We start from the raw sequence: 22612 nt of genomic DNA on the forward strand, positions 1-22612 counted from the left end.
GCTCCAGGGGCTACGCGAAGACGTGCGCCAGCCAGTCGCCCCACTCGCCCTCGTTCCGCGCGGCGTCCGCGTCCTGTGCGAAGTCGTGGACGCTGACGCCGACGGGCGCGCCCCAGTGGCCGCGCCCGAAGAAGCGGTACAGGGCGTCCTCGGTGCGCAGCCCGAGGAAATGGGCGTCGCGGTAGTCGAGCACGGCGTCCAGGGTCTGCCCGGCCGGGCCCTGGACGCGGACCCGCGCGCCCTCCGTCGCGTCGGAGGGCAGGCCGAGCGCGCGGCCGACGGCGGTGAGCGCCTCGCGGTTCGCGGAGGTGCCGGGCCCGTCGAGCGTGGCGAAGGCGATCGGGCGGCCCGCGAAGTGCGTCACGTACTGGCGCAGCGTGTGCAGGTAGAAGTCGGTGTGCTTGTCGGCGCCGTCGAAGAGGTCGTCCCAGTTCTCGGTGAAGACGCCGCTGTGGACGTAGCGGACCCGGGACCGGGCGCCGCCGTCGCGCGGCTCGATGGTCCAGTCGAGCTGATTGAGCGGCTGTCCGGGCGGCAGGGCGGCCGGGTCGTCGGAGCGGACGGTGAGCCGGCGCGGCGGGTCCCACACGGTCAGTACGGAGTGGAAGGGGCCCTCGCCGCCCTCCTTGGGCTCGTACTCCATGGGCCACAGCCAGCCGCCGGACCCCTTGGTGACGGCGTCCCACACCTGCTGGGGGCCGACGCCGACCTCGAACTCGCGCGGGATCTCGAACGGCTTTCCGCCGTCACGGGCCCCGCTCATGACCGCCGAATCCGTCGCATGAACTCACGGTCCCACAGGTCGGCCGAGCCCGCCCCCGCTCGACTACCCACCACTTCCCATCGCCCGCCCCAGGCGCGCCAACTGCCCCTGGAACCAGTCGAGTCGCGCCTGGAGCAGTGCCGCTTCCGCGGCCGGTTCGGGCATCTGTGGGGCGGGCCCCCGCGGCCCCACCCCCGGTGCGGCGCGCACCCGCAGCCCGTCACCCGCGATCCGGGCGAACGCCTCCAGGGTCCAGCGCGGCCGCCCACCCGTCGCCCGCCGCCACCCTTCTGCGGAAGTCGCTGCGCTCCCCTCCCCTTCGACGCACCCGGCGCACGCCGCCTCCAGCACCAGCCGGCCGTCGCACCCCCACCCCGCGTCGGCGAGCACGGCCGCCTCGGTGCCGCACGGACACGGCCCGACGGTGGCGGCGCGCACCCGCTGACGTCCGTAGCGGAACCCGCGCTCGAACCGGATGTAGGGCCCGAGGACGGACACCTCGATCAGTACCGCCCTGCGATGCTCGGCCTGCACCAACAGCCCTTCCGCGCACCGGCGTTCGTGTACGCAGTGGAATCCGCAGTCGCAGCGCCGGTGCGGCGCGCGGTGCCGTCGCCCGTATACGCAGCGCGCCTCGTCGAGCACCTTGTAGGGCGCGGCGGCACCGAGCGAGACACCCAGGAAACCGGCGCTCCCACCGTCCGCGGCGAGCACGGGGTGGGCGATCTTGTAACCGGTGGGCGGCTCCGCCGGGCGCTCCTGAGGGAGCCGCAGCCTCATCGCGCGGCCGGGACCTCGGCGGGCTCCGGTACGGCCTCGGCGCGCACGGCGGTCTCGGGCGTCAACTCCCGTGCATTGCCGTCCACTTCGGTCCGCTCGGTCCGCTCGGGCCGCTCGGGCCGCTCGGTCGTCCGCGGCGTTTCTTCGGCGATTCCGGTGGCGAGTGCCCTGCCCAGCCTCATGGCGCCTCCCCTGAACGGCCTTCGGCGACCCGGTTGCCGGTCACCGGCCTCTCATGGTGGCGCATACGACCCGATTTGGCACCGGTCCGGTCGGCGTCCTGCACGAGCAGGGCATGCTCGTCGGCCACCACGGCCTCGGCCACGGCGACCGCCCGCTCCCCCGCGAGCCGCAGCCCGGCCTGCGACCAGGGCGCGGGCGCCGGGTGCCTGCGCCGCCACCACACGGCGCACGCCGCGTAGACCCCACTCGCACACATCACCGCGGGCGCGGCAAGCGCCATCACCATCTCTCGCACCACACGCACCTCGCGAACTGACCAGCATCTTCACTGCGGTTCATCGGGTTCCCGCCGCGCCACCTGAAGTGCACATCTCAGCCAAACCTGGCGCAAAGCGGCACACTCCAGCCCTGTTGCCCGGATTCCGCCTCAACACTTCAGCAGTGCTTCGCACCACCTCGTAGCAGAATTAAGTGGAGCTACACAGCGCCCGGGCCGACACTCCCCTCATGACCGACGCAACCCCACGCCCCTCCCCCTTCAACCGCGCCCTGTGCGCCATGGTCACGCCCTTCACACGTACGGGCGCGCTCGACCTCGCCGCCGCCCAGAAGCTGGCCGACCAGCTGGTCACCGAAGGCTGCGAAGGTCTCGTCCTCTCCGGCACGACCGGAGAGTCGCCGACGACGACGGACGCGGAGAAGGCCGACCTCGTACGGGCGGCGCGCGAGGCGGTCGACGGCCGCGCGAAGGTCGTCGCCGGCATCGGCACGTCCGATACCCGCCACACCGTCGACCTCGCCCGCCAGGCCCAACAGGCGGGCGCCGAAGGCCTGTTGGTGGTCACCCCGTACTACAGCCGCCCACCGCAGGACGCAATCGAGGCACACTTCCGCACGGTCGCCGACGCCACGGGCCTCCCCCTGATGCTGTACGACATCCCCGGCCGCACCGGCACCCGCATCGAGCCGGAGACGATGATCCGGCTCGCGGCCCACCCCCGGATCGTCGCCGTGAAGGACTGCGCGTACGACCTTCTCGGCACCCAACGGGTCATGTCCAAAACGAACTTGGCGTACTACACGGGCTGCGACGAGTACGTCCTGGCGCTGTACGCACTGGGCGGCGCGGGCTACGTCTCGACGGTCTCGAACGTGGCGCCCGCCGCCTTCCGCGCCGTCATCGACGCGTACGACGCGGGCGACACGGCGGAGGCCGCGCGCCGCCAGCAACTCACCATCCCTCTCACCCAGTTGATGATGAACGCGGGTCTGCCGGGCACGGTCACCGTGAAGGCGCTCCTCGGCAACCCGGTCCGCGCACCCCTGCGACCCGCCGGCCAGGAAGCGACCGACGGGCTGCGAGTGGCGCTCGACAAGCTGCTCAGCGCGTCGTGAACAGGGGCGACCAGCGCCCCGGACAGTCGACCGACGCTTTGAGGAAGTCGCTCAGCTGGACGACCTTGTCGCTGCCGACCGTCACCAGCAGCAACTGGCTTCGGAACTCGCCCTTGCCATCGCGAGCAGTTGCTGCGCGGGCAGCCTGTCGACGAGTTCGCCGGTCCGCGCGTCGTTCACGGCGACGGCGATCTCCTTCTTCCCGCCCACGAGGTCACCGTCGGGCACGAACCGAAAGTCCTCCGGACCGCTGCCGTCGGCGGTCTCCCTGAGTGGACGAACTCAGGTACGGATACTCATGACGGCGGCGCCCACCCCGCGTGACCATGGGAGAAGAACGGCACCACCACCCACGGGGAGACGACCCATGAATGCCCGCACGCTTCTTCGCCTGACCGTCACCAACCCGGCTTCGGCGATCTACCTCGGCCTCGTCGGCGCGTCCGTCCTGTTCACCGGCGTCGTCGTACTGACGTCCTCCGACCCGGGCTTCGTCGGGGTCTGGCCCTTCTTCTTCACCGCCCCGACGTCCCTGCTCGCGATGGGGATCATCGGCGCGGTCGGTGGCACGGACGCGCCCACGTGGCTGCTCGCCACCGGCATCGCCGTGAGCGCCCTTCTCCAGTCCCTGGCGCTCGGCGCGGCCCTGGAGGCCCTGCGCGGCCGCCGCGTCGGCCGGACCGCCTGACACCCTCCGCGGACACACGAGCGCCCTCCCGTGAGCCACGGGAGGGCGCTCGCCTGTACCGGCCGACGCAGGTCAGTTGTGGCTGTGCAGCACCTCGTTGAGGCCGCCCCACACCGCGTTGTTCGGGCGGGCCTCGACCGTGCCGGTCACCGAGTTGCGGCGGAAGAGGATGTTGGAGGCGCCGGAGAGTTCGCGGGCCTTGACGACCTGGCCGTCGGGCATCGTGACGCGGGTGCCCGCCGTGACGTACAGGCCCGCCTCGACGACGCACTCGTCGCCGAGCGCGATGCCCACGCCCGCCTCGGCGCCGACGAGGCAGCGCTCGCCGATGACGATACGGACGTTGCCGCCGCCGGAGAGCGTGCCCATGGTGGAGGCGCCGCCGCCGATGTCGGAGCCGTCGCCGACGACGACGCCCGCGGAGATGCGGCCCTCGACCATCGACGTACCGAGCGTGCCGGCGTTGAAGTTCACGAAGCCCTCGTGCATGACCGTGGTGCCCTCGGCGAGGTGCGCGCCCAGGCGGACGCGGTCCGCGTCGGCGATGCGCACGCCCTTGGGGGCGACGTAGTCCGTCATGCGCGGGAACTTGTCCACGGAGGTCACCTGGAGGTTCAGGCCCTCGGCGCGCGCGTTCAGCCGGGCCGTCTCCAGGTTGTCGACGGCGACCGGGCCGAGCGAGGTCCAGGCCACGTTGGTGAGGAGGCCGAACAGGCCGTCCAGGTTCTGGCCGTGCGGCTTCACCAGGCGGTGGGAGAGCAGGTGCAGGCGCAGGTAGCCGTCGTGCGCGTCGAACGGCTTGTCGTCGAGGGACCCGATGACCGTGCGGACGGCCACGATCTCCACGCCACGACGGGCGTCGCTGCCGATCGCCTTCGCCGCGCCCTCGCCGAGCAGCTCGACGGCCTTCTCGGCGGAGAGCTTCTCGGTCCCGGCCGGACCGGCCTCGGCGACGAGCTCGGGCTTCGGGAACCAGGTGTCGAGCACGGTGCCGTCGGTCGTGATGGTGGCGAGACCGGCGGCGACGGCGCCGGTGGAGCGAGGACCTGCAGGGGAGGGTGTGGTGTCGGTCATGGGGCCAAACCTAATCGGCGCGGGCCCGTGGAGGCCAACCGGTGCCCACCCCCATCTCACCAGCCGGGCGCCGCCGCGCTCAGGGGATCAGCCGCGCCAGCATCTGCCGCGTGTACCCGGCGTCGTACTCGCCGCCCGTCAGCAGCACTTGGAGCGAGATCCCGTCCATCAGCGCGACCAGCGCCCGCGCGGTGACCGGGTCGGTGCGCCGGGAGACGACCTCCGCGAGCTCCTCGCACCACTCGGCGGCGACGGGCCGCAGCGCCGGCCTGCGCAGTGCGGCCAGATACAGCTCGTACTCCAGCTCCACGCCGTCCCGGTCCCCCGCCAGCCACTCGCCGAGCACCGCGGCCAACTCGGCGGGCAGATCGCTGTCCGGGTCCTCGATGGCGTGGTGCCCCGCGAGGACCTTCGCGAAGCCCTCGTTGGCCTGCCGCAGCGCGGCCACCATCAGCTCGTCGAGCGTCTTGAAGTGGTACGTGGTCGAGCCGAGCGGCACATCGGCCTCGCGGGCGACGGACCGGTGGCTGAGCCCGCCGATCCCCTTCGACCCGACGACCCGGATCGCGGCGTCGATGATCCGCTGGCGGCGCTCGGGATCGTAGCGGCGCGTGGCCATCAGTGCGCCCCGCCCAGATTGAGCAGCACGACGCCGCCGATGACGAGGACGATCCCGCCGACCTTGGCGAGCGTCAGGCCCTCGCCCAGGAACAGCATGCCGATCGCGGCGATGATCGCCGTGCCGGTGCCCGCCCAGATCGCGTAGGCGGTGCCGATCTGCACGGTCTTCAGCGTCTGCGCGAGCAGCGCGAACGCGACGAGGTAGCCGGCGACGGTGAGCAGCGAGGGCCAGAGCCGGCTGAACCCCTCGCTGTACTTCATGGCGGTGGTGGCCCCCACCTCGGCGACTATGGCGCCGCCCAGCAGCACATATCCCATGTGTACGAGTGTACATAACGGAAGCAAAAACAAGCCCCGCCGGCGATTGAGGAGAAGCGGGGTTGCGGTCGCGGGGCTCTGCCCCGGACCCCGCGCCTCAATCGCCGGCGGGGCTTGAACTGCTCACACGTTGAAGCCGAGCGCCCTCAGCTGCTCACGGCCATCGTCCGTGATCTTGTCCGGGCCCCACGGCGGCATCCAGACCCAGTTGATCCGCAGCTCGTTGACGATGCCGTCGGTCGCGGACTTCGCCTGGTCCTCGATGACGTCCGTGAGCGGACAGGCCGCCGACGTCAGCGTCATGTCGATCGTCGCGATGTTCGCGTCGTCGACGTGGATGCCGTAGATCAGGCCCAGGTTGACGACGTCGATGCCCAGCTCGGGGTCGACGACGTCGTACAGCGCCTCGCGGACCTCCTCCTCGGAGGCCGGCTTCATTTCCACTGCCGTGCTGTCACTCATGCGGTCTTCGCCTCCTGTGCGAGAGCCAGGGCCGTCGCGTCCTTCCACGCCATCCAGCTCAGGAGGGCGCACTTGACTCGGGCCGGGTACTTGGACACTCCGGCGAACGCGACCGCGTCCTCCAGGATCTCCTCCATCGAGTCGTCCGGCTCGATCTGTCCCTTGGACTGCATCAGCTCCAGGAAGGTCTCCTGGATCTGCCGCGCGTCCCCGAGCTCCTTGCCGACCAGCAGATCGTTCAGTACGGACGCCGAGGCCTGGCTGATGGAACAGCCCTGCCCCTCGTACGAGACATCCGCGATCTTCTCGCCTTCGTACTTCACGCGCAGCGTGATCTCGTCACCGCACGTCGGGTTGACGTGGTGCACCTCGGCGTCGCCATCCCGCAAGCCCCGACCGTGCGGGTGCTTGTAGTGGTCCAGGATGACTTCCTGGTACATCGAATCCAGCTTCATGCGACTCCTCGCCAACCCCTCAACCGAAGAAGTTCCGTACGTGCTCCAGGCCGTCGACCAGAGCATCGATCTCGGCCGGCGTGGAGTACAGATAGAACGACGCTCGCGTGGTCGCAGGAATTCCGTACCGCAGGCAGACCGGCCGTGCGCAGTGGTGACCGACCCGGACCGCGATGCCCTGCTCGTCGAGGACCTGGCCCACGTCGTGCGGGTGGATGTCACCGAGCGTGAAGGAGATCGCGGCGCCCCGGTCCTCGGCCGTGGCCGGGCCGATGATCTTCAGGCCGGGGACCTCCTGCAGCCGCTTCACCGCGTACTCGGTGAGCGCCTGCTCGTGCTGGAGGACCTTCTCCATGCCGATCGAGTTCAGGTAGTCGATCGCCGCGCCGAGGCCGACGGCCTCCGCGATCGGCGGCGTACCGGCCTCGAACTTGTGCGGCGCGGGCGCGTACGTCGAGGAGTGCATGGACACCGTCTCGATCATCTCGCCGCCGCCCAGGAAGGGCGGAAGGTCCTCGAGCAGCTCCTGGCGGCCCCACAGGACGCCGATGCCGGTCGGGCCGCACATCTTGTGCCCGGTGAAGGCCACGAAGTCGGCCTGCAGCGCCTGCACGTCGACCGGCATGTGCGGAGCGGCCTGCGAGGCGTCGATCAGGACCAGGGCGCCGACCTCCTGGGCGCGGCGCACGATGGCCTCGACCGGGTTGTGGGTGCCCAGGATGTTCGACACGAGGACGAACGAGACGATCTTCGTCTTCTCGGTGATGACCTCGTTGATGTTGCTCAGGTCGAGGCGACCGTCGTCGGTGAGGCCGAACCACTTCAGCTTCGCGCCGGTGCGCTGCGAGAGCAGCTGCCACGGAACGATGTTGGAGTGGTGCTCCATCTCCGTGATCACGATCTCGGTCTCGTGGTCGACCTTGTACGGCTCGTCGGCCCAACCGAGCATGTTGGCAACGAGGTTGAGCGACTCCGAGGCGTTCTTCGTGAAGATGACCTCGTCGCGGCTCGGCGCGTTGATGAACGCGGCGACCTTGTCGCGCGCGCCCTCGTACAGCGCCGTGGCCTCCTCGGCCAGCACATGCACGCCACGGTGGACGTTCGCGTTGTGCCGCTCGTAGTACCCCGTCATGGCGTCGAGGACCTGGCGCGGCGTCTGCGAGGTCGCCGCGTTGTCCAGGTACACGAGGTTCTTGCCGTCGTGGAGCACCCGGTCGAGGATCGGGAAGTCCTTGCGGATCGCCTCAGTGTCGAGGAGGCCCGGCAGCTGCTGTGTCACGCCGTTGCGCCACCCTTCGTGTACTTCTCGTAGCCTTCGGCCTCGAGGGTGTCGGCCAGCTCGGGGCCGCCGGACTCGACGATGCGGCCCGCCGAGAAGACGTGCACGAAGTCCGGCTTGATGTAGCGCAGGATGCGCGTGTAGTGCGTGATGAGGAGCGTGCCGACCTCACCGGTCTCGCGGACGCGGTTGACGCCGTCCGAGACCTGGCGCAGGGCGTCGACGTCGAGGCCGGAGTCGGTCTCGTCGAGGATCGCGATCTTCGGCTTGAGGAGCTCCATCTGGAGGATCTCGTGGCGCTTCTTCTCACCGCCGGAGAAGCCCTCGTTCACGTTGCGCTCGGCGAAGGCCGGGTCCATCTGGAGGGTCTCCATCGCGCCCTTGACCTCCTTCACCCACGTGCGCAGCTTGGGGGCCTCGCCGCGGATGGCGGTGGCGGAGGAGCGCAGGAAGTTGGAGACGGAGACGCCGGGGACCTCGACCGGGTACTGCATGGCGAGGAACATGCCGGCGCGGGCGCGCTCGTCGACGGACATCTCGAGGACGTCCTCGCCGTCGAGGGTGACGGTGCCCTGCGTGATCGTGTACTTGGGGTGACCCGCGATGGAGTAGGCGAGGGTCGACTTGCCGGAGCCGTTCGGGCCCATGATGGCGTGCGTCTCGCCCTGCTTCACGGTGAGGTCGACGCCCTTGAGGATCTCCTTCGTGGCGTTGTCGGCCTCGACGGTGACGTGCAGGTCTCGGATTTCAAGCGTAGCCATGGGTGTCTCAGGACTCCTGGGTGAGGGAGGCGCCGACGTCGACGAGGACGCTGCCCCCTTCGATCTTTACGGGGTATACGGGGACGGGGCGCGTGGCGGGAAGGCCGGACGGCTTGCCGGTGCGCAGGTCGAAGGCGGAGCCGTGCAGCCAGCACTCGATCTGGCAGTCCTCCACCTCGCCCTCGGAGAGGGAGACGTTCGCGTGCGAGCAGATGTCGTTGATCGCGAACACCTCGCCCTCCGTGTGGACGACCGAGACCGGCGTGCCGTCGAGCTCGACCCGCTTGGGGGTGTCGCTCTCCAGCTCGCTCAGGTCACAGGCGCGGACGAAGGTCATCAGACCGTCGCCTCCAGCTCGGTCGCGATCCTCGCGAGCAGCCGCTCCTCGATGTCCGGGACACCGATCTGCTGGACCAGCTCCGCGAAGAAGCCGCCGACGACGAGGCGGCGCGCCTCGTCGGCCGGGATACCGCGGGCCATCAGGTAGAAGAGCTGCTCGTCGTCGAAACGGCCGGTCGCCGAGGCGTGGCCCGCGCCGACGATCTCGCCGGTCTCGATCTCGAGGTTCGGCACCGAGTCGACCCGCGCGCCGTCCGTGAGGACCAGGTTGCGGTTCAGCTCGTACGTGTCCGTGCCCTCGGCCGCGGCCTCGATGAGGACGTCACCGATCCACACGGCGTGCGCGTTGTCGCCCTGGAGCGCGCCCTTGTAGACGACGTTCGACTTGCAGTGCGGGGTGTTGTGGTCGACCAGGAGGCGGTGCTCCTGGTGCTGGCCCGCGTCGGTGAAGTACAGGCCGAACAGCTCGGCCTCGCCGCCGGTGCCCGCGTAGTTGACGCGCGGGTTGAGGCGGACGACGTCGCCGCCGAAGGTCACGACGACGGACTTGAAGGAGGCGTCGCGGCCGATGAGCGCGTTGTGCTGCGCCACGTGCACGGCCTTGTCGTCCCACTCCTGCACGGAGACGACGGTCAGCTTCGCGCCGTCCCCGATCAGGTAGTCGACGTTGGCGGCGAGCACCGCGTCACCGGTGTGGTCGATGACGACGACGGCCTCGGCGAAGGCGCCCAGCTCGATGACCTGGTGGCCGTAGCGGACACCGCCCTCGCCGTGCACGCGGATGCGGATCGGCTCGGTGAGGACCGTCTCCTTGGGCACGGAGACGACGGACGCCTTCTCGAACGCCGAGTACGCCTGCGCGGCGACGCGGTCGACGGGCTTGCCGGCCTTGCCGACGCGCGCGTCGTCGCGGCCGACCAGCTCGATGTCGACGCCCTCCGGGGCCTCGATGTCGACCTTCACGCCGTCACCGGTCGCGGTGGCGGTGCCGTCGTGCAGACCGCGCAGCCGCTCCAGCGGCGTGAACCGCCACTCCTCCTCGCGGCCGTGCGGGACCGGGAAGTCCTGCACGTCGTAGGAGGGGGGCGCACTCATGCGCGTGGCGACGGTCGACTCGGCGGCGACCGCGACGACGCCCGCGGTCGTCGAGCCTGCCGGGATGGTGGTGGGAGCCTCAGCCATGGCTGTCGTGGTGCTCGCTTTCGTTACGTAAGTGGCTTGATGGCGGCGGCAGTTGGCGGTTAGCCGACCGCGCCTTCCATCTGGAGCTCGATCAGCCGGTTGAGCTCGAGCGCGTACTCCATGGGCAGCTCCTTGGCGATCGGCTCGACGAACCCGCGCACGATCATCGCCATGGCCTCGAACTCGGTCATGCCGCGGCTCATCAGGTAGAAGAGCTGGTCGTCACTGACCTTGGAGACGGTCGCCTCGTGACCCATGGAGACGTCGTCCTCGCGGACGTCGACGTACGGGTACGTGTCCGAGCGGGAGATCGTGTCGACGAGCAGCGCGTCGCACAGCACGTTCGACTTCGAGCCGTGGGCGCCCTCGCCGATCTCGACGAGACCGCGGTAGGAGGTGCGGCCACCGCCACGCGCCACGGACTTCGACACGATGTTGGACGAGGTGTTCGGCGCCATGTGGACCATCTTGGAACCGGCGTCCTGGTGCTGGCCCTCGCCCGCGAAGGCGATGGACAGCGTCTCACCCTTGGCGTGCTCGCCCATCAGGTAGACGGCCGGGTACTTCATGGTGACCTTGGAGCCGATGTTGCCGTCGACCCACTCCATGGTCGCGCCCTCGTACGCCACGGCGCGCTTGGTGACCAGGTTGTAGACGTTGTTCGACCAGTTCTGGATGGTCGTGTAGCGGCAGCGCGCGCCCTTCTTGACGATGATCTCGACGACGGCGCTGTGCAGGGAGTCGCTCTTGTAGATGGGCGCGGTGCAGCCCTCTACGTAGTGCACGTACGCGTCCTCGTCGACGATGATCAGCGTCCGCTCGAACTGGCCCATGTTCTCCGTGTTGATACGGAAGTAGGCCTGGAGCGGGATCTCGACGTGCACGCCCTTCGGCACGTAGATGAAGGAGCCACCGGACCACACGGCCGTGTTCAGCGACGCGAACTTGTTGTCGCCGACCGGGATGACGGTGCCGAAGTACTCCTTGAAGAGCTCCGGGTGCTCCTTCAGGGCCGTGTCGGTGTCCATGAAGATGACACCCTGCTCCTCCAGGTCCTCACGGATCTGGTGGTACACGACCTCGGACTCGTACTGGGCCGCGACACCGGCGACGAGGCGCTGCTTCTCCGCCTCCGGGATGCCGAGCTTGTCGTACGTGGCCTTGATGTCCTCGGGCAGGTCCTCCCAGGACTCCGCCTGCTTCTCCGTGGAGCGCACGAAGTACTTGATGTTGTCGAAGTCGATGCCCGAGAGGTCCGAGCCCCAGTTCGGCATGGGCTTCTTGCCGAACAGCTTCAGGCCCTTGAGGCGGAGCTTGGTCATCCACTCCGGCTCGGACTTCTTGGAGGAGATGTCCTTGACAACGTCCTCGTTGATGCCGCGCTTGGCAGAGGCACCGGCCTCGTCGGAGTCCGCCCAGCCGTATTCGTACTTGCCCAGACCCTCGAGCTCAGGGTGGGCAGTCTCCTCGATGGGGAGAGTCATGCGGGGTTCCTCCCGGCCGTGCTTGCAGATGCGTTGGTGGTCGTGTTTGGGGTGTTCTTCGGGGCGTTCTTTGGGATGAACGTCGTGCAGACCCCGTCGCCGTGGGCGATGGTGGCCAGTCGCTGTACGTGGGTGCCCAGCAGCTGCGAGAACATTTCGGTCTCGGCCTCGCACAGTTGCGGGAACTGCTCGGCTACGTGGGCGACTGGGCAGTGGTGCTGGCAGAGCTGCTCACCGACCGGTGCGCTACGCGCCGTAGCAGCGTACCCGTCCGCGCTCAAGGCCCTCGCAAGGGCCTGGGCGCGCTCCTCGGGCGCCGCCGCCTCGATCGCGGCCTTGTAGGGGCCGGCCTGTGCGGCGATCCGCGCGCGGGCGAAGGAGACGAGTGCCTCGTCGCCGCCGGCCTGCTCCTTGATCCAGCGGAGCGCTTCCGCGGCGAGCTTGTCGTAGGACTGGTCGAAGGCGTCCCGGCCGCAGTCCGTCAGCGCGAACACCTTGGCGGGGCGGCCGCGGGTGCGGGCTCCGTAGACGCGCTGCTCCCTGGGCTCCACGACGTTGTCCCCGCCGAGTGCGTCGAGGTGGCGGCGGACGGCGGCCTGGGTGAGGCCGAGGCGCCCCGCCAGCTCGGTGACGGTGGACGGGCCGTGGTCCAGGATGGAGCGCGCGACCCGGTTGCGCGTCGAACGCTCCCCGGTCGTGAGCTCCTCTGGAACCTCGCCAACGTATTTCACAACGCCATTGTTGCGTAATTCCTCAGACCCTGACAAGCGCGGCGGCGATCGCCACTCGTGCGGTGCATCACTTAGGCAGACCTAAGTAATCACGTGCCGTGACCTGCGGAAACGATCTTTGATCGATCGAAATCCGGTCCGACACCCTCCGGCCCCGAACCCAATTCCATGGCGCCCGACGCCCCTCACGAGCACACTCGCCCCCATGCCCACACCCCCTCCGACCGGCCCACTCGTCACCCGCACGTCCCTCACGTCCGACCTCCGCTCCCTCGGCGTCCAACCGGCCGACACCCTCCTCGTACACACCTCCCTCAGCAGCCTCGGTTGGGTGAACGGCGGCCCGGCCACGGTCGTCCGCGCGCTCCTCGACGCCCTCTGCACCGAGGGCACACTCGTCGTCCCGACACAGTCCGCGGATGTCTCCGACCCGGCCGAATGGAGCCGCCCACCGGTCCCGGCGGCTTGGTGGGAGACGATCCGGGCGACCATGCCGCCGTACGACCCGGCGATTACGCCCACGCGTGGCGTCGGGGTCGTACCGGAGACCGTGCGGACGTGGCCCGGGGCCATGCGGAGCGCGCATCCGCAGACGTCATTCGCGGCGCTCGGGCCGCGCGCCGCCGAGGTGACCGAGGGGCATGCGGTCGACTGCCGGCTCGGCGAGCGCAGCCCGCTGGCCCGGCTCGAGGAGATGCACGCGCGCGTACTGCTCCTGGGCGCGGGATACGAGGCGTGCACGGCCTTTCACCTGGCCGAGTACCGCGTCCCCACCGGGTACGAGGACGCCGGGCGGCCGGGCCGGCACGGCTGGGAGCATGTGCGCGAGGTGGCGATCGACTCCGACCGGTTCGACGACCTGGGCGCCGCCTTCGAGGCCGCCAACCCGGTCGCCCGGGGCCGTGTCGGCGCCGCCGAGTCGCGCCTCTTCGGGGTCGCCGAAGCCGTGGCGTACGCGGAGAAGTGGCTGCCGGCGCACCGTCCCGACGGCGGCTGACGTGCGCAGGCCGCCCCGGACGATCCGGCCCCGGCGCCGCGCGCGCCGAGATCGGCCCCGCCCACAGCGCCCCGCCCGCCCGCGGAGCGCACCGCGTCCTTAGACTTGCGCACCATGCGAAGTGAGCCAGTCGTCCACATCACCGGTCTGGTGAAGCGGTACGGAACCAAGACCGCGGTCGACGGCCTCGACCTCACGGCGGCCCCCGGCATCACGGCCGTCCTCGGCCCCAACGGCGCGGGCAAGACGACCACCATCGAGACCTGCGAGGGCTACCGCCGACCGGACTCCGGCACCGTCCGCGTCCTCGGCCTCGACCCGGTCAAGCAGGCCCCCGCACTGCGCCCCCGGATCGGCGTCATGCTGCAGTCCGGCGGCGTCTACTCCGGAGCCCGCGCCGACGAAATGCTCCGCCACATCGCCAAGCTGCACGCCCACCCGCTCGACGTGGACGCCCTCATCGAGCGCCTCGGCCTCGGCAGCTGCGGCCGCACCACGTACCGGCGGCTCTCCGGCGGCCAGCAGCAGCGGCTCGCGCTCGCCATGGCCGTCGTGGGCCGGCCCGAGCTGGTCTTCCTCGACGAGCCGACCGCGGGCCTCGACCCGCAGGCCCGGCACGCCACCTGGGACCTGGTGCGGGACCTGCGCGCCGACGGCGTGTCCGTCATCCTCACCACGCACCACATGGACGAGGCGGAGCAGCTCGCCGACGACGTGGCGATCGTCGACGCCGGCAAGGTCATCACGCAGGGCTCCCCGGAGCAGCTCTGCAAGGGCGGCGCCGAGAACACGCTCCGCTTCTCCGGCCGCCCCGGCCTCGACGTGGCCTCGCTCCTCAAGGCCCTGCCCGCCGACGCCGCGGCCGTCGAGCTCACCCCGGGCTCCTACCGCGTCAGCGGCAAGGTCGACCCCCAGCTCCTCGCGACGGTCGCCTCCTGGTGCGCCCAGCACGGCGTGATGCCGGACCGGATCTCCGTGGAACGGCACACCCTCGAAGACGTCTTTTTGGAACTGACCGGCAAGGAGCTGCGCGGATGAGCGCGGGTACGTACGCCCCGAACCCGGGAGCCGCGCCGCTCCCCCGCATGATCGCGACGCAGGCCGCGCTCGAGACGAAGATGCTGCTGCGCAACGGCGAGCAGCTGCTGCTCACGGTCGTCATCCCGACGCTGCTGCTGGTCCTGTTCTCGGCGGTCGACATCGTCGATACCGGCTCCGGCAAGGCCGTCGACTTCCTCGCCCCCGGCATCCTCGCGCTGGCCGTGATGTCCACGGCCTTCACGGGCCAGGCCATCGCCACCGGCTTCGAGCGGCGCTACGGAGTGTTGAAGCGACTCGGCGCCTCCCCGCTGCCGCGCTGGGCGCTGATGACGGCCAAGACGCTCTCCGTCCTGGTGACGGAGATCCTTCAGGTCGTCCTCCTCACGGTCATCGCGTTCGCGCTCGGCTGGTCCCCGCACGGGAACCCGTTCGCCGTTCTCCTCCTCCTGGTGTTCGGCACGGCGGCGTTCTCCGGTCTCGGCCTCCTCATGGCGGGCACGCTCAAGGCGGAGGCCACGCTGGCCGCGGCGAACCTCGTCTTCCTGCTCCTCCTGGTCGGCGGCGGCGTCATCGTGCCGCTCGACAAGTTCCCCGACGCCGCGCAGTCGGTGCTCGGCCTGCTGCCCATCTCGGCGCTCTCCGACGGCCTGCGGGACGTGCTGCAGCACGGTGCGGCGATGCCGTGGGGCGACCTCGGCATCCTGGCCGTGTGGGCGGTCGTGGGGCTCGGCGCGGCGGGGCGCTTCTTCCGCTGGGAGTGAGCCCTCGGACCCGTACGGGGCCGTAACACGCGTCACAGATGGCCCAGTTACGTCCCCCTCGTGAAGCCGTGCACAAGCGGCGGCCTACGATGGGCCCGTGCCAAAGCTGACCCCCACCGACGCCGCGCGGGCGCTGCGCAATCCGCTCGCCTTCATCGCCGAGTACTGGACTCCCACGCAGCGGACCGTCCAGCGCGCGGCCATGTCCGCCGTCGTCATGACGGTGCTCATCGTCTGCACCGGCGGCGCCGTGCGCCTGACGGGCTCGGGCCTCGGCTGCCCGACCTGGCCCAAGTGCACCGACCAGTCGCTGACCGCGACGAGCGAGATGGGCTTCCACGGAGCCATCGAATTCGGCAACCGCATGCTCACCTACGTGCTGTGCGCCGCGGTCGGCTGGGCGATCATCGCCGCCCGCTCGCAGAAGCCGTGGCGGCGCACGGTGACCCGGCTCGGCTGGGCCCAGTTCTGGATCGTCATGGGCAACGCGGTGCTCGGCGGCATCGTCGTCCTGGTCGGCCTCAACCCGTACACGGTGGCCGCCCACTTCGTCCTGACCACCACCCTGCTCACGGTCGCCGTCCTGATGTGGCAGCGCACCCGTGAGGGCGACGCCGAGCCGCGCCCGTTGGTCGGCAAGGCCATCAAGCAGCTCGTCTGGGCGCTGGTCGCGGCGGCGGCGCTGCTGATCCTCGTCGGCACGGTGGTGACCGGCGCGGGCCCGCACGCGGGCGACTCCAGCGACGTGCACCGGATGCCGCTCGACTGGGAGACCGTGTCGAAGGTGCACGCGGTCCTGGCCTGGATCGTGGTGACGCTGACCTTCGCACTGTGGTTCGTCCTGAAGGCGGTCGACGCCCCCAAGGGCCCGCTGCACCGCACCCGCGACCTGTTCCTGATCCTGCTCGCGCAGGGGACCATCGGCTACGTCCAGTACTTCACGGACCTGCCGGAGGTCCTGGTCGGCCTGCACATGCTGGGCTCGGCGCTGGTGTGGATCGGGGTACTGCGCGTGGTCCTCGCACTGCGCGAACGCCCGGCGACGGAACCGGACCTCCCGTCCCAGACGGACCAGGAACTCTCAGCGGTCTGACGACTCCGTACGGGGCTCGGGAACGCTCAGGCCGTCCCGAGCCCGTACACCCGCCGCGCCGTCCCGGCCGCGATCATCCCGGCCACCCGCTGCGCGTCACTCAGCGACCACGCGCCGTCGGCGACCCACTCCCCCAGCACCCGCCCGAGCGCCTGCCGGAACAGGCGTGCGCCCACGACGTGCAGCTCGGGCAGCCCCTGCGCCCCCGTCGAGAACAGCAGCTTCCCGAACGGCGCCAGCTCCAGGAACTCCGCGAGCAGCCCCGCCGCCCGCGTCCCCGTCCGGGCGAGCGCGGGGCCCAGGTCCGCGTAGACGTGCGAGAAGACGCCCGCCAGATGCGCCGCGTGCCGGTGGTACGGGTAGCCGTGCAGCAGCACCACGTCCGTGCCGAGCCCCGCCGTGGCGCGGGCGAACTCGACGAGCACCGCCGGGTCGGTGTGGTCGAGGTGCCCCCAGCGCAGTTGCAGCGGGCGGCCCGAGGCGACCGCGACCCACAGCAGGTGCCGCAGCAGCACCGGGTCCGTGAGGGCGCCGCCGACCTGCCGCCCCGCCAGCCACCGCCCCGCCGCGCCGCGCACCTCGCCGGGCCCCGGTGGTTGCGGGTCGAGCGCGAGCCCGTGGCGTACGCCGGCGACCGAGGTGAAGGCGACCGCGCCTGAGGCCGCCGCGTGCACCGATTCGGCGAGGTTGGCGAGGAAGGAGTCGACGGTCCCCGAGGTGTCCGCGACCTGCTCCGCGAGGAGTTCGAGGCGGACGATCTCGTGGGCCTCGCTCTGGGCGGCGGAGGCCAGCTCGGCGGGCCCGGTCAGATCGTCGGCGAGCCCCGTGTCCACGAGATACGTGGTGATGCCGCTGCCGCGCAGCAGCCTGCGCCCCGACTCGACGACGCCCAGCTCGCGGCGCCTGGCCAGATAGCGGGCGGGCGGACAGTGGGGTTCCAGACCGAGCAGCGGCGGACACCAGCGGCGCACCGCGAACCCGGTCTGGGTGTCGAAGAAGGTGGTGCCGGGAGCGGGCGGCCCCTCGCCCCGGCCGAGGTGGGCCTCGAACGTGCCGAGGCCCAGCTCCGTACGGAGCACCCCCTGGCAGTACTGATCCACGAGGGACGGCGTTTCGATCATCCGGGCTCCCGTATGTGGACCGTGCTTCTACAGTCCTAACGGGTGAACGGGCGCCTGGTGTTGGTCGAAGTTCAACCGCCGAGCTGGATTCCCGCCATCCGCTTCCATTCGTACGGGCCCGTCTCGACCTTGGCCGCGAAATCGCCGTCGAAGTCCTCGTGGACGGTGATGCCCGCCTTCTCGACGGCCTTCTGCGCGACCTCGTACGTAGCCGCCACCAGGTCTCCCCAGCCGCCGTCCGCTCCGACGAGCACGATGCGTGTGCCGTGCTCCCCGATGTACGCGAGCTGCCCCTCGACGCCGCCGTGCGCCTTGGAGAACACGCCGATCTCCTTGGCCAGCTTGGCCGCGCGACGCTCGTCCTTGGCCGCCCTGCGGGGCGCCTCAACCGTTTGAGTCTCTGCCATGGACAGGATGCTACCGACGAGTAGTCAAACAAGCGATAAGTGGGGTGCGTGGCCTGGGCCACGCACCCCACTTATCGAGGACTTCTTATGAAGTTCAGCGCAGGAACGGATCCACCGCGATCGCCACGAACACCAGCGACACATAGGTGATGGACCAGTGGAACAGCCGCATCTCCTTGAGCTTCACGCCCGAGACCTCGGCCTTGGCGCGGCTCTGCAGACCGTGCGCCTCCCACAGCCAGAACCCGCCGGCGAGCAGCGCGACCACCGTGTAGAACCAGCCCGTGTAACCGAGCGGCTGGAGCAGCAGCGACACCGCCACCATCACCCAGCTGTAGACGACGATCTGCTTGGCCACGACCTTGTTGGAGGCGAGGACCGGAAGCATCGGCACACCCGCGCGCACGTAGTCGTCCTTCACCTTCATGGAGAGCGGCCAGTAGTGCGGCGGCGTCCAGAAGAACATGACCCCGAAGAGGATGACCGGCGCCCACGACATGGAGTTCGTGACCGACGACCAGCCGATGAGGACGGGCAGGCAGCCCGCGATGCCGCCCCACACGATGTTCTGCGCCGTACGACGCTTCAGGATCATCGTGTAGACGACTACGTAGAAGAGCAGTGCGCCCAGGGACAGCCAGGCGGACAGCCAGTTCACCGCGAAGCCGAACAGCAGCGTCGAGATCACCGCGAGGGCGATACCGAAGGCCAGGCACTCGTTCGGGCTGACCATGCCGGTGACCAGCGGACGCTGCGACGTGCGCTCCATGAGGGCGTCGATGTCGCGGTCGTACCACATGTTCAGGGCATTGGCGCCGCCCGCGGACAGATAACCGCCGACGCAGGTGATCAGCACGAGCCAGAGGTCGGGCACACCCTGTTCGGCAAGGAACATCACCGGAACGGTGGTGATGAGGAGCAGTTCGATGATCCGTGGCTTGGTCAGCGCCACGAACGCCTTGATGCGGGCCCCGAACGGCCGCTGGCCCCGACTGCTGCTGGTCAGCGCTCCCGCTGGACGGGATTCGACGGCCGTCACGCACACCCCTGACAGAGACTCCAGCGAGCCCCCGTTGCGGACCACTTGATGTGAAGTCCCGGTAAAGGCTCGCGCGTACCACGCCACTCTAGACGTTGCCCATACTCAGCCCTTCGTGGGGGTGGGTCGTGTTGGCCCGCATGCCGTAATGCCCTTTCCACCCCTCTTCGCAAGGGCTCGCGGATGAGCGTTTCGGGCCACGGATGAGCCCCCATGTGAGCGGCTGCGTATTCACGTGTCGAAAGCGCGTCGATCCGCGTCAGGAGGCGGATCCGACAGACTCCCGGCAGTCTGGAATGACTCGAAAAAAAGCACGTTCCAGCGAGGGTAGGCTCGACAACGGCTGGTGACAGAAGCCACCGGCATGAGACATGTGGAGAGGAGCCCTGACCCAGGGTGAGCACCAAGCCGACCACCACAGACTTCGAGTGGACCGATGTGGACCAGCGGGCCGTTGACACCGCTCGCGTCCTGGCCGCCGACGCCGTACAGAAGGTCGGCAACGGCCATCCCGGTACGGCGATGAGCCTGGCCCCGGCCGCGTACACCCTCTTCCAGAAGGTGATGCGACACGACCCGGCGGACGCCGACTGGACCGGCCGGGACCGTTTCGTCCTGTCCGCGGGCCACTCGTCCCTGACCCTCTACATCCAGCTCTACCTGGCCGGCTTCGGCCTGGAGCTGGACGACCTGAAGGCGTTCCGTACCTGGGGCTCCCAGACGCCGGGCCACCCGGAGTACGGGCACACCACCGGCGTGGAGACCACCACGGGCCCGCTCGGCCAGGGTGTCGCCAACGCGGTGGGCATGGCCATGGCCGCCCGCTACGAGCGCGGCCTGTTCGACCCCGAGGCCGCCGCCGGGGAGAGCCCGTTCGACCACTACGTCTTCGCCATCGCCGGTGACGGCTGCCTCCAGGAGGGCATCTCCTCCGAGGCCTCCTCCATGGCGGGCCACCAGCAGCTCGGCAACCTGGTCCTGCTGTGGGACGACAACCACATCTCGATCGAGGGCGACACCGAGACCGCGGTCTCCGAGGACACCTGCAAGCGCTACGAGGCGTACGGCTGGCACGTCCAGCGCGTCGAGCCGAAGGCCGACGGCGACCTCGACCCCGAGGCCGTCTACAACGCCATCGAGGCCGCCAAGGCCGTGACGGACAAGCCGTCCTTCATCGCGCTGCGCTCGATCATCGCCTGGCCCGCCCCGAACGCGCAGAACACCGAGGCCGCGCACGGCTCGGCGCTCGGCGACGACGAGGTGGCCGCCACCAAGCGCGTCCTGGGCTTCGACCCGGAGAAGTCCTTCGAGGTCTCCGACGAGGTCATCAACCATACGCGCGGCGCCCTGGAGCGCGGCGCGCAGGCCAAGGCCGAGTGGGACAAGCAGCTCGCCGAGTGGCGCTCCGCCAACCCGGAGCGCGCCGCCGAGTTCGACCGCGTCAACGCGGGCGAGCTGCCGGCCGGCTGGGAGGAGAAGCTCCCCGTCTTCGAGACCGGCAAGGGTGTCGCCACCCGCGCCGCCTCCGGCAAGGTCCTCCAGGCGCTCGGCGGTGTGATCCCCGAGCTGTGGGGCGGCTCCGCCGACCTTGCCGGCTCGAACAACACGACGATCGACAAGACGTCGTCGTTCCTGCCGAAGGGCAACCCGCTGCCGGAGGCCGACCCGTACGGCCGCACGATCCACTTCGGTATCCGCGAGCACTCCATGGCCGCGGAGATGAACGGCATCGCGCTGCACGGCCACACGCGCATCTACGGCGGCACCTTCCTGGTGTTCTCCGACTACATGCGCAACTCGGTGCGCCTGTCCGCCCTCATGTCGCTGCCCGTCACCTACGTGTGGACGCACGACTCCATCGGTCTCGGTGAGGACGGCCCGACCCACCAGCCGGTCGAGCACCTCGCCGCGCTGCGCGCCATCCCCGGCCTCAACGTCGTGCGCCCCGCGGACGCCAACGAGACGGCGATCGCCTGGCGCGAGATCCTGCGCCGCGGCAAGAAGGAGTACGGCGTCTCGCACCCGCACGGCCTGTCGCTGACCCGTCAGGGCGTGCCGACGTACGAGGCGAACGAGGACACCGCCAAGGGCGGCTACGTCCTGGTCGAGGCCTCCAAGGCGACGCCGGACCTGATCCTTGTCGCCACCGGTTCCGAGGTGCACCTGGCCGTCGAGGCCCGCGAGCAGCTGGAGTCCGAGGGCGTCGCCACCCGCGTCGTCTCGATGCCGTGTGTCGAGTGGTTCGACGCCCAGGAGCAGGGGTACCGGGACAGCGTCCTGCCGCCCGCCGTGAGGGCGCGCGTCGCCGTCGAGGCCGGGATCGGTCTGACCTGGCACCGCTTCGTCGGGGACGCCGGTCGCATCGTTTCGCTGGAGCACTTCGGCGCGTCCGCGGACGGCAAGGTCCTCTTCAAGGAGTTCGGCTTCACTGCCGAGAACGTGGCAGCCAAGGCGAAGGAATCTCTCGCCGCGGCCAAGCGCTGACGCCTTCGTACACGACATAGGAGATGCAATTTCCATGACAGACGCACTGAAGCGCCTCTCCGAGGAAGGCGTCGCGATCTGGCTGGACGACCTGTCGCGCAAGCGGATCACGTCCGGCAACCTCGCCGAACTGATCGACGAGCAGCACGTCGTGGGCGTCACCACCAACCCGTCGATCTTCCAGAAGGCGATCTCGCAGGGCGACGGCTACGACCAGCAGCTCGCCGACCTCGCCGCCCGCAAGGTCACCGTCGAAGAGGCCATCCGCATGATCACGACGGCGGACGTCCGTGACGCCGCCGACATCCTGCGCCCGGTCTTCGACGCGACGGGCGGCCAGGACGGCCGCGTGTCGATCGAGGTCGACCCGCGCCTGGCGCACAACACCAGGGCGACGGTCGCCGAGGCCCGCCAGCTCGCGTGGCTGGTGGACCGGCCGAACACGCTGATCAAGATCCCGGCGACCAAGGGCGGCCTGCCCGCGATCACCGAGACGATCGGCAACGGCATCAGCGTCAACGTCACGCTGATCTTCTCCCTGGAGCGCTACCGCGAGGTCATGGACGCCTACCTTGCCGGCCTGGAGAAGGCCAAGGCCAAGGGCATCGACCTGTCGACGATCCACTCGGTCGCCTCGTTCTTCGTGTCCCGCGTGGACGCCGAGATCGACAAGCGGATCGACGCTCTCGGGACGGACGACGCCAAGGCGGCGCGCGGCAAGGCCGCCCTCGCCAACGCGCGCCTTGCCTACGAGGCGTACGAGGAGGTCTTCTCCTCCGACCGCTGGGCCGCGCTCGACAAGGCGCAGGCCAACAAGCAGCGCCCGCTGTGGGCGTCGACGGGCGTCAAGGACAAGGCGTACAAGGACACCCTGTACGTCGACGACCTGGTCGCTCCCGGCACGGTGAACACCATGCCGGAGGCCACCCTGGAGGCGACGGCCGACCACGGCCAGATCACCGGGAACACGATCGCGGGCACGTACGACCAGGCCCGCAAGGACATCGAGGCCGTCGAGAAGCTGGGGATCTCGTACGACGAGGTCGTGCAGCTCCTCGAGGACGAGGGCGTCGAGAAGTTCGAGGCGGCCTGGACCGACCTGCTGAAGTCGACCGAGGCGGAGCTCAAGCGCCTCGCCCCCTCGGAGGGCTGAT

At 69.9% G+C, this 22612-nt stretch carries 27 protein-coding genes; 8 read left to right on the forward strand and 19 right to left on the reverse strand.

The features are described 5' to 3' along the window. Positions 1–10: 10 nt before the first annotated feature. From ACWD2L_RS12720 to ACWD2L_RS12735, 4 genes are all read right to left on the reverse strand, one after another. On the reverse strand, positions 11–763 hold the full coding sequence (locus ACWD2L_RS12720) for an SRPBCC family protein (RefSeq protein ID WP_351343498.1): 753 nt from the start codon (positions 761–763) through the stop codon (positions 11–13). Positions 764–826: 63 nt separating this feature from the next. Beyond that, entirely contained in the window at positions 827–1543 is a 717-nt protein-coding gene (locus ACWD2L_RS12725; protein WP_351343496.1) for a hypothetical protein, read from the reverse strand. Then, the gene (locus tag ACWD2L_RS12730) at positions 1540–1725 is read right to left on the reverse strand and encodes a hypothetical protein (RefSeq protein ID WP_351343494.1); all 186 of its coding nucleotides are present in this window, start codon (positions 1723–1725) and stop codon (positions 1540–1542) included. The genes ACWD2L_RS12725 and ACWD2L_RS12730 overlap by 4 nt, the downstream gene beginning before the upstream one ends. Continuing rightward, positions 1722–2021 (reverse strand): hypothetical protein, encoded by a 300-nt coding sequence (locus ACWD2L_RS12735; protein ID WP_351343492.1) that lies wholly within the window; start codon positions 2019–2021, stop codon positions 1722–1724. Before ACWD2L_RS12735 ends, ACWD2L_RS12730 begins: the two co-directional genes overlap by 4 nt. Positions 2022–2233: 212 nt before the next feature. Between ACWD2L_RS12735 and dapA the strand changes: the two genes are divergently transcribed. Beyond that, entirely contained in the window at positions 2234–3121 is an 888-nt protein-coding gene (dapA, locus tag ACWD2L_RS12740) for a 4-hydroxy-tetrahydrodipicolinate synthase (RefSeq protein ID WP_351343490.1), read from the forward strand. A gap of 81 nt (positions 3122–3202) precedes the next feature. Here the strand turns inward: dapA and ACWD2L_RS12745 are convergent, their stop codons facing one another. Next, the gene (locus tag ACWD2L_RS12745) at positions 3203–3349 is read right to left on the reverse strand and encodes a hypothetical protein (protein WP_351343489.1); all 147 of its coding nucleotides are present in this window, start codon (positions 3347–3349) and stop codon (positions 3203–3205) included. Positions 3350–3488: 139 nt separating this feature from the next. Between ACWD2L_RS12745 and ACWD2L_RS12750 the strand changes: the two genes are divergently transcribed. Further along, a complete protein-coding gene (locus ACWD2L_RS12750; RefSeq protein WP_351343487.1) occupies positions 3489–3809 on the forward strand; it encodes an SCO4225 family membrane protein in 321 nt (106 codons plus the stop codon). 72 nt (positions 3810–3881) lie between these two features. Here the strand turns inward: ACWD2L_RS12750 and dapD are convergent, their stop codons facing one another. The 11 genes from dapD to ACWD2L_RS12805 form a co-directional block, all read right to left on the reverse strand. Then, positions 3882–4883, reverse strand: a complete 1002-nt coding sequence (dapD, locus tag ACWD2L_RS12755) for a 2,3,4,5-tetrahydropyridine-2,6-dicarboxylate N-succinyltransferase (protein ID WP_351343485.1) — start codon at positions 4881–4883, stop codon at positions 3882–3884. Positions 4884–4962: 79 nt separating this feature from the next. Next, positions 4963–5502: a TetR/AcrR family transcriptional regulator gene (locus tag ACWD2L_RS12760; RefSeq protein WP_351343483.1), complete on the reverse strand. Its 540-nt coding sequence runs from the start codon at positions 5500–5502 to the stop codon at positions 4963–4965. Then, positions 5502–5822 carry a DMT family transporter gene (locus tag ACWD2L_RS12765; RefSeq protein ID WP_351343481.1) on the reverse strand — a complete coding sequence of 107 codons (321 nt, stop codon included), beginning with the start codon at positions 5820–5822 and terminating at the stop codon, positions 5502–5504. The genes ACWD2L_RS12760 and ACWD2L_RS12765 overlap by 1 nt, the downstream gene beginning before the upstream one ends. A 123-nt stretch (positions 5823–5945) precedes the next feature. Continuing rightward, complete coding sequence (locus ACWD2L_RS12770; protein ID WP_266720908.1) at positions 5946–6284, reverse strand: metal-sulfur cluster assembly factor; 339 nt, start codon at positions 6282–6284, stop codon at positions 5946–5948. Further along, a complete protein-coding gene (gene sufU, locus ACWD2L_RS12775) occupies positions 6281–6739 on the reverse strand; it encodes a Fe-S cluster assembly sulfur transfer protein SufU (protein WP_351344716.1) in 459 nt (152 codons plus the stop codon). Before sufU ends, ACWD2L_RS12770 begins: the two co-directional genes overlap by 4 nt. 19 nt (positions 6740–6758) lie before the next feature. Then, entirely contained in the window at positions 6759–8018 is a 1260-nt protein-coding gene (locus tag ACWD2L_RS12780; protein ID WP_351344719.1) for a cysteine desulfurase, read from the reverse strand. Next, the gene (gene sufC / locus ACWD2L_RS12785; protein WP_351344722.1) at positions 8015–8779 is read right to left on the reverse strand and encodes a Fe-S cluster assembly ATPase SufC; all 765 of its coding nucleotides are present in this window, start codon (positions 8777–8779) and stop codon (positions 8015–8017) included. The genes ACWD2L_RS12780 and sufC overlap by 4 nt, the downstream gene beginning before the upstream one ends. Positions 8780–8786: 7 nt before the next feature. After that, positions 8787–9116, reverse strand: a complete 330-nt coding sequence (locus tag ACWD2L_RS12790) for a bifunctional 3-phenylpropionate/cinnamic acid dioxygenase ferredoxin subunit (RefSeq protein WP_351344725.1) — start codon at positions 9114–9116, stop codon at positions 8787–8789. Further along, the gene (gene sufD, locus ACWD2L_RS12795) at positions 9116–10300 is read right to left on the reverse strand and encodes a Fe-S cluster assembly protein SufD (RefSeq protein WP_351344728.1); all 1185 of its coding nucleotides are present in this window, start codon (positions 10298–10300) and stop codon (positions 9116–9118) included. Before sufD ends, ACWD2L_RS12790 begins: the two co-directional genes overlap by 1 nt. A 59-nt stretch (positions 10301–10359) precedes the next feature. Further along, positions 10360–11784, reverse strand: a complete 1425-nt coding sequence (gene sufB, locus ACWD2L_RS12800; RefSeq protein ID WP_351344731.1) for a Fe-S cluster assembly protein SufB — start codon at positions 11782–11784, stop codon at positions 10360–10362. After that, entirely contained in the window at positions 11781–12515 is a 735-nt protein-coding gene (locus ACWD2L_RS12805; RefSeq protein ID WP_351344734.1) for a helix-turn-helix transcriptional regulator, read from the reverse strand. The genes sufB and ACWD2L_RS12805 overlap by 4 nt, the downstream gene beginning before the upstream one ends. Before the next feature lie 205 nt (positions 12516–12720). Here ACWD2L_RS12805 and ACWD2L_RS12810 point away from each other — a divergent pair, with 205 nt between their 5' ends. The 4 genes from ACWD2L_RS12810 to ACWD2L_RS12825 all read left to right on the forward strand — a co-directional run bounded on the left by ACWD2L_RS12810 (position 12721) and on the right by ACWD2L_RS12825 (position 16407). Continuing rightward, the gene (locus tag ACWD2L_RS12810) at positions 12721–13512 is read left to right on the forward strand and encodes an aminoglycoside N(3)-acetyltransferase (protein ID WP_351344737.1); all 792 of its coding nucleotides are present in this window, start codon (positions 12721–12723) and stop codon (positions 13510–13512) included. 114 nt (positions 13513–13626) lie between these two features. Next, the gene (locus ACWD2L_RS12815) at positions 13627–14550 is read left to right on the forward strand and encodes an ABC transporter ATP-binding protein (RefSeq protein WP_351344740.1); all 924 of its coding nucleotides are present in this window, start codon (positions 13627–13629) and stop codon (positions 14548–14550) included. Further along, the gene (locus ACWD2L_RS12820; protein WP_351344743.1) at positions 14547–15314 is read left to right on the forward strand and encodes an ABC transporter permease; all 768 of its coding nucleotides are present in this window, start codon (positions 14547–14549) and stop codon (positions 15312–15314) included. Before ACWD2L_RS12815 ends, ACWD2L_RS12820 begins: the two co-directional genes overlap by 4 nt. Positions 15315–15411: 97 nt before the next feature. Continuing rightward, positions 15412–16407, forward strand: coding sequence for a COX15/CtaA family protein (locus tag ACWD2L_RS12825; protein ID WP_351344746.1), 996 nt, complete (start codon positions 15412–15414; stop codon positions 16405–16407). Positions 16408–16433: 26 nt separating this feature from the next. On the opposite strand, the gene ACWD2L_RS12830 is transcribed toward ACWD2L_RS12825, so the two are convergent. The 3 genes from ACWD2L_RS12830 to ACWD2L_RS12840 form a co-directional block, all read right to left on the reverse strand. After that, positions 16434–17528: an amidohydrolase family protein gene (locus tag ACWD2L_RS12830; protein WP_351344749.1), complete on the reverse strand. Its 1095-nt coding sequence runs from the start codon at positions 17526–17528 to the stop codon at positions 16434–16436. A 71-nt stretch (positions 17529–17599) separates the two neighbouring features. Then, positions 17600–17935 (reverse strand): hypothetical protein, encoded by a 336-nt coding sequence (locus tag ACWD2L_RS12835; RefSeq protein ID WP_351344752.1) that lies wholly within the window; start codon positions 17933–17935, stop codon positions 17600–17602. A gap of 94 nt (positions 17936–18029) precedes the next feature. After that, positions 18030–18980 carry a heme o synthase gene (locus tag ACWD2L_RS12840; protein ID WP_351343707.1) on the reverse strand — a complete coding sequence of 317 codons (951 nt, stop codon included), beginning with the start codon at positions 18978–18980 and terminating at the stop codon, positions 18030–18032. Between the two features lie 390 nt (positions 18981–19370). On the opposite strand from ACWD2L_RS12840, the gene tkt reads away from it, so the two are divergent. Both tkt and tal read left to right on the forward strand, forming a co-directional pair. Beyond that, positions 19371–21458, forward strand: coding sequence for a transketolase (gene tkt, locus ACWD2L_RS12845; RefSeq protein ID WP_351343704.1), 2088 nt, complete (start codon positions 19371–19373; stop codon positions 21456–21458). 34 nt (positions 21459–21492) lie between these two features. Beyond that, complete coding sequence (tal, locus tag ACWD2L_RS12850) at positions 21493–22611, forward strand: transaldolase (protein ID WP_351343701.1); 1119 nt, start codon at positions 21493–21495, stop codon at positions 22609–22611. Position 22612 lies beyond the last annotated feature (1 nt).

The sequence above is a fragment of the Streptomyces sp. NPDC002754 genome (assembly GCF_053592315.1).

Excerpts from the sequence above, each read along its gene's own strand:
- sufC (WP_351344722.1), bottom strand. The coding sequence starts at position 8,779 with ATGGCTACGCTTGAAATCCGAGACCTGCACGTCACCGTCGAGGCCGAC.
- ACWD2L_RS12835 (WP_351344752.1), bottom strand. The coding sequence starts at position 17,935 with ATGGCAGAGACTCAAACGGTTGAGGCGCCCCGCAGGGCGGCCAAGGAC.
- dapA (WP_351343490.1), top strand. The coding sequence starts at position 2,234 with ATGACCGACGCAACCCCACGCCCCTCCCCCTTCAACCGCGCCCTGTGC.
- sufU (WP_351344716.1), bottom strand. The coding sequence starts at position 6,739 with ATGAAGCTGGATTCGATGTACCAGGAAGTCATCCTGGACCACTACAAG.
- ACWD2L_RS12750 (WP_351343487.1), top strand. The coding sequence starts at position 3,489 with ATGAATGCCCGCACGCTTCTTCGCCTGACCGTCACCAACCCGGCTTCG.
- dapD (WP_351343485.1), bottom strand. The coding sequence starts at position 4,883 with ATGACCGACACCACACCCTCCCCTGCAGGTCCTCGCTCCACCGGCGCC.
- ACWD2L_RS12720 (WP_351343498.1), bottom strand. The coding sequence starts at position 763 with ATGAGCGGGGCCCGTGACGGCGGAAAGCCGTTCGAGATCCCGCGCGAG.
- ACWD2L_RS12830 (WP_351344749.1), bottom strand. The coding sequence starts at position 17,528 with ATGATCGAAACGCCGTCCCTCGTGGATCAGTACTGCCAGGGGGTGCTC.
- tal (WP_351343701.1), top strand. The coding sequence starts at position 21,493 with ATGACAGACGCACTGAAGCGCCTCTCCGAGGAAGGCGTCGCGATCTGG.
- sufB (WP_351344731.1), bottom strand. The coding sequence starts at position 11,784 with ATGACTCTCCCCATCGAGGAGACTGCCCACCCTGAGCTCGAGGGTCTG.
- ACWD2L_RS12725 (WP_351343496.1), bottom strand. The coding sequence starts at position 1,543 with ATGAGGCTGCGGCTCCCTCAGGAGCGCCCGGCGGAGCCGCCCACCGGT.
- sufD (WP_351344728.1), bottom strand. The coding sequence starts at position 10,300 with ATGGCTGAGGCTCCCACCACCATCCCGGCAGGCTCGACGACCGCGGGC.
- ACWD2L_RS12820 (WP_351344743.1), top strand. The coding sequence starts at position 14,547 with ATGAGCGCGGGTACGTACGCCCCGAACCCGGGAGCCGCGCCGCTCCCC.
- ACWD2L_RS12765 (WP_351343481.1), bottom strand. The coding sequence starts at position 5,822 with ATGGGATATGTGCTGCTGGGCGGCGCCATAGTCGCCGAGGTGGGGGCC.
- ACWD2L_RS12790 (WP_351344725.1), bottom strand. The coding sequence starts at position 9,116 with ATGACCTTCGTCCGCGCCTGTGACCTGAGCGAGCTGGAGAGCGACACC.
- ACWD2L_RS12815 (WP_351344740.1), top strand. The coding sequence starts at position 13,627 with ATGCGAAGTGAGCCAGTCGTCCACATCACCGGTCTGGTGAAGCGGTAC.
- ACWD2L_RS12760 (WP_351343483.1), bottom strand. The coding sequence starts at position 5,502 with ATGGCCACGCGCCGCTACGATCCCGAGCGCCGCCAGCGGATCATCGAC.
- ACWD2L_RS12810 (WP_351344737.1), top strand. The coding sequence starts at position 12,721 with ATGCCCACACCCCCTCCGACCGGCCCACTCGTCACCCGCACGTCCCTC.
- ACWD2L_RS12730 (WP_351343494.1), bottom strand. The coding sequence starts at position 1,725 with ATGAGGCTGGGCAGGGCACTCGCCACCGGAATCGCCGAAGAAACGCCG.
- ACWD2L_RS12770 (WP_266720908.1), bottom strand. The coding sequence starts at position 6,284 with ATGAGTGACAGCACGGCAGTGGAAATGAAGCCGGCCTCCGAGGAGGAG.